This is a genomic window from Bradyrhizobium tropiciagri, assembly GCF_018130505.1.
In the GTDB taxonomy this organism is placed as follows: domain Bacteria; phylum Pseudomonadota; class Alphaproteobacteria; order Rhizobiales; family Xanthobacteraceae; genus Bradyrhizobium; species Bradyrhizobium tropiciagri_B.
Map to the genome: position 1 here is coordinate 134200 of NZ_JAFCKH010000012.1, position 8301 is coordinate 142500.

The window sequence follows — 8301 nt, forward strand, 5'->3', positions numbered from 1 at the left end:
CGCTGTGGCCCTTCCGTTTCGGAACCAAGTGCCCACATCTGCGGCAAGCCTGAAAAATGATGGCGACGACCAGAGGCTGGTTGAGGAACGTCAACGCGGCCCGCGGAAACCCAATGAAGATGCCGTTGTCATGCCTGATGGGTGACGATGGCAGGCCGAGGGAAACAAAATGAACGTTGAGAAGTACACCGAGCGCGCGCGCGGATTCATCCAGTCTGCCCAGTCGCTCGCAATGCGCGATGGTCACCAGCAGTTCTCGCCGCTGCATCTGTTGAAGGTGCTGCTGGACGACAATGAGGGCCTCGCCGGCGGTCTGATCGACCGTGCCGGCGGCAATTCCAGAGCAATTTTGAAAGCGACCGAAGAGGCGCTGAACAAGCTGCCGAAGGTTTCCGGCAGTGGTGCGGGACAGGTCTACCTGGCCCCGGAGCTGGCGCGCGCCTTCGATGCGGCGGAGAAAGCCGCCGACAAGGCCGGCGATAGCTTCGTCACCGTCGAGCGTCTGTTGCTCGGGCTCACGCTCGAGAAAGGCAGCGAGGCGGCCAGCATCCTCAGCAAAGGCGGCGTCACGGCGCAGAACCTGAACGCAGCGATCGAAGCGCTGCGCAAGGGCCGCACTGCGGATTCCGCGACCGCCGAAAACGCCTATGACGCGCTGAAGAAATACGCCCGCGACCTGACCCAGGCGGCGCGCGACGGCAAGCTCGATCCGGTGATCGGCCGTGACGAGGAGATCCGCCGCACCATCCAGGTGCTGTCGCGGCGAACCAAGAACAATCCCGTGCTGATCGGGGAGCCCGGCGTCGGCAAGACCGCGATCGTCGAGGGCTTGGCGCTGCGCATCCTCAACGGCGACGTGCCGGAGAGTTTGAAGGACAAGAAGCTGCTGTCGCTCGACATGGGCGCGCTGATCGCCGGCGCGAAATACCGCGGCGAGTTCGAGGAGCGGCTGAAGTCCGTCCTGCAGGAGGTCTCGACCGCCGAGGGCGGCATCATCCTGTTCATCGACGAGATGCACACGCTGATCGGCGCCGGCAAGGCCGACGGCGCGATGGATGCGTCCAACCTGCTCAAGCCTGCGCTGGCGCGGGGCGAATTGCACTGCATCGGCGCCACCACGCTCGACGAGTATCGCAAGCATGTCGAGAAGGATGCCGCGCTGGCGCGGCGCTTCCAGCCGATCTATGTCAGCGAGCCGACGGTCGAGGACACCATCTCGATCCTGCGCGGTCTGAAAGACAAGTACGAGCAGCATCACGGCGTGCGTATCACGGACTCCGCGCTGGTGGCCGCGACCACGCTGTCGAACCGCTACATCACCGACCGCTTCCTGCCGGACAAGGCCATCGACCTGATGGACGAGGCCGCCGCGCGGCTGAAGATGCAGGTCGATTCCAAGCCGGAGGAGCTGGATTCGCTGGATCGCGACATCATCCGGCTCAAGATCGAGCAGGAGGCGCTGAAAAAGGAGAGCGATGCCGGCTCGAAGAGCCGCCTGCAGTCGCTGGAGAAGGAGCTCGCGGATCTCGAGGAGCGGTCGGCGGCGCTGACGGCGCGCTGGAGCGCGGAGAAGAACAAGCTCTCCAACGCCCAGAAGCTGAAGAGCGAGCTCGATGCGTTGCGCGTCGAGCTGGCCAATGCGCAGCGGCGCGGCGAATTCCAGAAGGCCGGCGAGCTGGCCTATGGCCGGATCCCCGATCTGGAGAAGAAGCTCGCGGACATCGAGGCCAAGGAAAACGGCAAGCACAATGGCGGCGAGATGATGGAGGAGGCGGTCACCGCCAACCACATCGCGCAGGTGGTCTCGCGCTGGACCGGTGTGCCGGTCGACAAGATGCTGGAGGGCGAAAAGGACAAGCTGCTGCGCATGGAGGACTCGCTGGCCAGGCGGGTCGTCGGCCAGGCCGAGGCGGTGCGTGCGGTGGCAACCGCGGTGCGCCGTGCCCGCGCCGGCCTGCAGGACCCGAACCGGCCGACCGGCTCGTTCATGTTCTTAGGGCCCACCGGCGTCGGCAAGACCGAGCTGACCAAAGCGCTCGCCGCTGACCTGTTCAACGACGAGACCGCTATGGTCCGCCTCGACATGTCCGAGTTCATGGAGAAGCATTCGGTCTCGCGTCTGATCGGCGCGCCTCCCGGCTATGTCGGCTACGACGAGGGCGGAGCGCTGACCGAAGCGGTGCGGCGCCGGCCCTACCAGGTCGTGCTGTTCGACGAGATCGAGAAGGCGCATCCGGATGTCTTCAACGTCCTGTTGCAGGTGCTCGACGACGGCCGCCTGACCGATGGTCAGGGCCGCACGGTCGATTTCCGCAACACGCTGATCATCATGACCTCGAACCTCGGTTCGGAGTTCTTGGTGAATCAACCAGAGGGCGAAGACACCGCGGCAGTGCGTGACCAGGTGATGGGCGTCGTGCGGGCGCATTTCAGGCCGGAATTCCTGAACCGCATCGACGAGATCATCCTGTTCCACCGCCTGCAGAAGAGCGAGATGGGCCGCATCGTCGAGATCCAGTTCGCGCGGCTGACGAAGCTGCTCGAGGATCGCAAGATCGCGCTCGAGCTCGACGGCAAGGCGCGGGACTGGCTCGCGGAGAAGGGCTGGGATCCGGCTTACGGCGCCCGTCCGCTCAAGCGCGTGATCCAGCGCAGCGTGCAGGATCCGCTCGCCGAGATGATCCTGGCCGGCGAGGTCAAGGACGGCGATCGCGTCAAGATCTCGGAAAAAGGCAACGTGCTGACCTTCAACGGCAAGGTGCCGAGCACCGCCGAGATCGTGCAGTTCGACGCGCCGGTCCCGAAGCGCAAGCTGAACTAACCACCTCGTGTCTCGTCAGCTGGATGCGGCCATGGCCGCATCCAGTGCAAGCGCGTTGCTCCGTTTTAATGAAACTGCCGGCGCCGGCGGTCGTTGCTCATTCATGCGACCGGTTGGCGTCGTGCGCCGCTGCCGCCTCGACGGCAGGATCGCGTTTCTCGCGCCTATTCTTCGCGCGAGACATGCTCCGGTCCCTCTCAGCAGGAGGCGAATCTCATGAGCAGGGAACTCATCGCCCATAATCGTCCCGTCTATGACGAGCTTCACCCGCGGGTCTACGGCGCGGCCGTTGGCCTGATCGCCTGGTTCGTGCTGTCGGCCTGGATCTTGTTCGACCGTCAGAACGACACCGAGCTGTCGCTCGCATTTGTCACCGTGCTGCTGTTCATGGCGGTCCTCCTGCCATGGCTGCTTTCGAAGATCTGGTGGAGATATCGCCGGCCGTACGAAGCCCACGGGCAGGCCGTGCCGTTTCGTGATTGGCGGACCGGTGAATTCGCGGTCTGGGGCAGCACGATCAACAGCACCCATGCCGCCATCGACATGCTGCTGCCGCTCGCGGCCGTCGCGTTCGGGCTCACGGCGATCGGAATTGTGTTCCTGATCTGCGCGAGCCTTGCGCCATAGACGGAGCACGAGCGGCCGTCACTCCTGCGGAACGCTCGGCGGTCCCGGTTGAGCGGGCTCGTCGTCCTCCGCAGGCTCGAGTTCGGAAAGAATATCGATCAGCTCGCGGGCGCGGCCGATGGCCAGCGGCTTGCCGGCGTTCATCAGCGGCTCGTCATTGGTTAGCCAGGCCTGCGCCTCGGCAAGCTCCGTCACGGTTGCGCCCGATGCGATGATTCTGGCGATGGTGACATCGTCGGCATTGCCGACGGCTTTCAGCACGTCGTCGCGGGTGAGGCGGGTCATCGGCGGCGCCTCCTCTGCAGGTTTGCCTAACCGGACAAGCCGCAGGGGCAGCGATGGTTCCGTGTGAAAAGGTGCGTCGGGAGGCAGGTTCCAGCGGTCAGCGGTTGCTGACGGAGCGGGTCTGTGGCGTGGCGCTGGACGCATCCGAGACGATGCGCGAGCTGCCGCGGCTGTTCATCTGGGCGTCGATCCCGTCGCGCGCCTTCTCGAAGGCGGCCAGCATCGGGCCTTCCAGCGAGCGGCCGCGCGGCAGCTTCACGCGCATCGGATCGACGAAGCGGCCATTGACCAGGATCTCGTAGTGGACGTGCGGGCCGGTCGACTGGCCGGTCGAGCCGACGAAGCCGATCACCTGGCCCTGCCGCACCTTCTTGCCGATTTCCATGCCCTTGGCGAACGCCGACATGTGGCCGTAGGCGGTCTCGTAGCCGTTGGCGTGCTTGATGCGGATGTATTTGCCGTAGCCGCCTTCGTATCCGACCTTCTCGATCATGCCGTTGCCGGAGGCGAAGATCGGCGTGCCGTAGGCGGTGGCCCAGTCGACGCCGGTGTGCATCTTCACATAGCCGAGGATCGGGTGGCGGCGGCCGCCGAAGCCGGAGCGCATGATCGCGTTGTTGACGGGCTTGCGGACCAGGAATTTCTTCGCGCTCTTGCCGGTCTCGTCGTAGTAGTCGACGATGCCGTCGTCGGAGCTCTGGAAGCGGTAGTATTTCTTGGTCTCGCCGCCCACGGTCAGCGCGGCGTAGAGCACTTCGGTCTTTTCCGTGCTCGTCACGCCTTCGTCCTCGCCGGCATAGTAGACGTCGAAGGAATCGCCGGGCTGCACCTTGCGCTGGAAGTCGACGTCGTAGGAATAGATCTTGACCATGTCCTCGATCACGGCCGGCGGCACCTTGTTGCGCATCGCGGTCTCGTAAATGCTCTGGTAGAGCCGCACGCCGCTGCCGTCGTCCTCGTCGTCGTCGTCCTTGGAATTATCCGCGGTGTCGGTGACGGTGTTCATGCTCTGCACGTCGACGGCGACATACTTGCCCATGTCGGACAGCGCCGCGACGGCTTCGATGATCGATTCGTTGGCGACCACCACGCGATAGGGCTGCAGCCTGACGCCGGGTCCCGGCGCGGCCGGCGCCATCAGGATCCGCACCTTCTGGCCTTCCTTCAGGCCGCCGTCGCGGCCGCGCGGGCCGAGCATCGCGGCAATCGCCCTGGCCTCGTCGGGCGTCGCGCCCTGGTCGCGCAGGATCGAGGTGATGGTGTCGCCCTTCCGAACGACGTGCACACGCTCGCCGACCGGGTTGCCGCCGGTGACCTGCTCCTTGGTCTTCGGCAGCAGAGTGACGTTCTCCGGCACCACGCGCGTCTCGAAGCCCGCATAGGGATCGGAAACGTTGCCCTCGGCAGCGTAGGCCATCTTCATGTCCCCGGCGGCGCCGGTCGCATCCGCGGTGGCATTGGCCAGCGTGTAGCGCACCGAGGCGCCGGAGCCGCGCCAGTTGGCGGCATCGCGCACCCGCATCAAGACGTCGTCGAGCGCGACGACGGCCGCAAGCTTCGCCTTCGGCAGCACGGTCGCGAGATCCTTGGTGACGAAGGAGACCTCGGCGTCCGGCTCGACGGCTTCGGGATTGGCGGTCGGATCCTCGGCGGTCGCCGGCGTATCGGAGCCGACATCGGCGAGCAGACGTTGCGCGTTGAAGGCGGGGATCTTCGACGACAGGTCGCTCGTGGTCATCGAGAGATTGCCGGAGATCCGGATATAGGGCCGCACCCGCATCACGTCGCGATTGCCGACGCGGGTCGCGGTGGAGACGCGGACCACGCTGCGGGAGGCGGAGGATTCACTTGGCGGCGGCAGGCGGTCGCCCTTGTGCAGGCTGACGACCCGGTCGTTGCCGGTGAACGCGCCGCGCAGCGCGCCCTCGACGCGTTCCGGCACCTTGGCGAAGGTCATCTCGCCGTCGAGCGAGGCAAACACCGCGCCGCCGATCAGGGCCGCGCCGCACAGGCCGGTCAGGATGGTGCCGCTGAACCATTGAACGGAGACACGCCGGCGATCGATCACCGCGGCCTCGGTGCCGTCGACCGAAAGCGGCGGCTCGTGACCGAGATCGATCATCCCGGTCTCGCGTCCATAACCGCTTCCGCGTGACGCCCGTTGGCTCAAGCCCGTGTCCCCCCGAATTCCATCAATAGCGCTCGACCTTTGCCCGTCCGTGTCCCCGCGCTCATCCCCTTGCAAGAGGATTGCGGCGGTGTGGCGAGCTGCACATGTCGAAGTTCGGAAGGCGATGGGCCATCAGTGAGGCCGCGATCTCGAACGTCAACTTGTGTGTAGATCTCTCGATATTGCTCGGCCGTGAAGGGAAGAGGCGACGGCTTTGTGAAGAAAATCGCCTGTTCCCCAGAAGAACCACCCGAGCCCCCACAGGTTTCGAGCAGTCCAAAGCATACGTTATAGCGAGAACGTCGCAGGATTGTGGCTCAAGTGCGGCATTCGAGGTGGAAAAGCTTCCTGAAGCCGAGGCCGCGTACATCCTGGCTTGGGCCTGAACTGGACTTGGCCGGTGAGGCTGGGACCCCGTCCGGAGGCTCTCACCGGTCCCTCAGTGGCAAACTTTTTTTGAAGTTTTTTACCACGCGCTTTGCGTAGCGAAATTTTACCACTTACCTAAGCCTCAGAAAACACGAGTACATTCCCGCACTGCACAACGGATTTTGGCGTGCGACGATTTGTTGACAATGGGCGTTGACAATCCCGAGGGGGCGGGACTATAAACCAACCACTGAGCGCGGCGCCGCCGGGTCACTGACCAAGGCGAGCGAACGCGCCACTGATGCTCCTCACCTCGTTGAGTGACACAACAGCCGACACAAGTCGGTTGAAGTTCATTCCTCGTCGGTAAGGGTGTCGGAACCCTTCCACTCTGGAAGGTTGGGGTCACCTGATCCCGGGCTGTTTGACAAGTGAAGATGAAGAAAGAGAAACGTGGACGGCGGAGTCCTTGCGTCTCTCGGAACACTCGGAAGCTTCGGCTTTTGATTTCTGAGGGTGGACGAAAGACTTCGGCGGTACACGTTTCAAAGGTTACACCATCGTTGCCAGCGATGTGAATCGTAGGCAGCTCGTCGACTTCGGTCGATGAAGAATGGTGGGACCTCGTCAAACGTTGTGATCAGCCGGTTCAAAGTTCAAGTCCAACTTGAGAGTTTGATCCTGGCTCAGAGCGAACGCTGGCGGCAGGCTTAACACATGCAAGTCGAGCGGGCGTAGCAATACGTCAGCGGCAGACGGGTGAGTAACGCGTGGGAACGTACCTTTTGGTTCGGAACAACTGAGGGAAACTTCAGCTAATACCGGATAAGCCCTTACGGGGAAAGATTTATCGCCGAAAGATCGGCCCGCGTCTGATTAGCTAGTTGGTGAGGTAATGGCTCACCAAGGCGACGATCAGTAGCTGGTCTGAGAGGATGATCAGCCACATTGGGACTGAGACACGGCCCAAACTCCTACGGGAGGCAGCAGTGGGGAATATTGGACAATGGGGGCAACCCTGATCCAGCCATGCCGCGTGAGTGATGAAGGCCCTAGGGTTGTAAAGCTCTTTTGTGCGGGAAGATAATGACGGTACCGCAAGAATAAGCCCCGGCTAACTTCGTGCCAGCAGCCGCGGTAATACGAAGGGGGCTAGCGTTGCTCGGAATCACTGGGCGTAAAGGGTGCGTAGGCGGGTCTTTAAGTCAGGGGTGAAATCCTGGAGCTCAACTCCAGAACTGCCTTTGATACTGAAGATCTTGAGTTCGGGAGAGGTGAGTGGAACTGCGAGTGTAGAGGTGAAATTCGTAGATATTCGCAAGAACACCAGTGGCGAAGGCGGCTCACTGGCCCGATACTGACGCTGAGGCACGAAAGCGTGGGGAGCAAACAGGATTAGATACCCTGGTAGTCCACGCCGTAAACGATGAATGCCAGCCGTTAGTGGGTTTACTCACTAGTGGCGCAGCTAACGCTTTAAGCATTCCGCCTGGGGAGTACGGTCGCAAGATTAAAACTCAAAGGAATTGACGGGGGCCCGCACAAGCGGTGGAGCATGTGGTTTAATTCGACGCAACGCGCAGAACCTTACCAGCCCTTGACATCCCGGTCGCGGACTCCAGAGACGGAGTTCTTCAGTTCGGCTGGACCGGAGACAGGTGCTGCATGGCTGTCGTCAGCTCGTGTCGTGAGATGTTGGGTTAAGTCCCGCAACGAGCGCAACCCCCGTCCTTAGTTGCTACCATTTAGTTGAGCACTCTAAGGAGACTGCCGGTGATAAGCCGCGAGGAAGGTGGGGATGACGTCAAGTCCTCATGGCCCTTACGGGCTGGGCTACACACGTGCTACAATGGCGGTGACAATGGGATGCTAAGGGGCGACCCTTCGCAAATCTCAAAAAGCCGTCTCAGTTCGGATTGGGCTCTGCAACTCGAGCCCATGAAGTTGGAATCGCTAGTAATCGTGGATCAGCACGCCACGGTGAATACGTTCCCGGGCCTTGTACACACCGCCCGTCACACCATGGGAG

At 62.7% G+C, this 8301-nt stretch carries 4 protein-coding genes and 1 rRNA gene (1 of these 5 only partly in view); 3 read left to right on the top strand and 2 right to left on the bottom strand.

Translation table 11 applies throughout. The annotated features are described in order from the left end of the window. Positions 1 to 169: 169 nt before the first annotated feature. Together clpB and JQ633_RS28135 are read left to right on the top strand one after the other, a co-directional pair. The gene (gene clpB, locus JQ633_RS28130) at positions 170 to 2821 is read left to right on the top strand and encodes an ATP-dependent chaperone ClpB (protein WP_211988363.1); all 2652 of its coding nucleotides are present in this window, start codon (positions 170 to 172) and stop codon (positions 2819 to 2821) included. A 216-nt stretch (positions 2822 to 3037) separates the two neighbouring features. Beyond that, positions 3038 to 3448 carry a hypothetical protein gene (locus tag JQ633_RS28135; RefSeq protein ID WP_211988364.1) on the top strand — a complete coding sequence of 137 codons (411 nt, stop codon included), beginning with the start codon at positions 3038 to 3040 and terminating at the stop codon, positions 3446 to 3448. A gap of 18 nt (positions 3449 to 3466) precedes the next feature. Here the strand turns inward: JQ633_RS28135 and JQ633_RS28140 are convergent, their stop codons facing one another. Together JQ633_RS28140 and JQ633_RS28145 are read right to left on the bottom strand one after the other, a co-directional pair. Beyond that, positions 3467 to 3733 carry a hypothetical protein gene (locus JQ633_RS28140; protein ID WP_211988365.1) on the bottom strand — a complete coding sequence of 89 codons (267 nt, stop codon included), beginning with the start codon at positions 3731 to 3733 and terminating at the stop codon, positions 3467 to 3469. 97 nt (positions 3734 to 3830) lie between these two features. After that, entirely contained in the window at positions 3831 to 5903 is a 2073-nt protein-coding gene (locus tag JQ633_RS28145; protein ID WP_211988366.1) for a M23 family metallopeptidase, read from the bottom strand. A gap of 1032 nt (positions 5904 to 6935) precedes the next feature. Here JQ633_RS28145 and JQ633_RS28150 point away from each other — a divergent pair. After that, positions 6936 to 8301: ribosomal RNA gene (locus JQ633_RS28150) — 16S ribosomal RNA — on the top strand (it continues 123 nt past the right edge of the window).

What these genes read in the sequence shown, in the direction of transcription:
- JQ633_RS28140 (WP_211988365.1), bottom strand. Translation starts at nt 3,733, where the DNA reads ATGACCCGCCTCACCCGCGACGACGTGCTGAAAGCCGTCGGCAATGCC.
- clpB (WP_211988363.1), top strand. Translation starts at nt 170, where the DNA reads ATGAACGTTGAGAAGTACACCGAGCGCGCGCGCGGATTCATCCAGTCT.
- JQ633_RS28135 (WP_211988364.1), top strand. Translation starts at nt 3,038, where the DNA reads ATGAGCAGGGAACTCATCGCCCATAATCGTCCCGTCTATGACGAGCTT.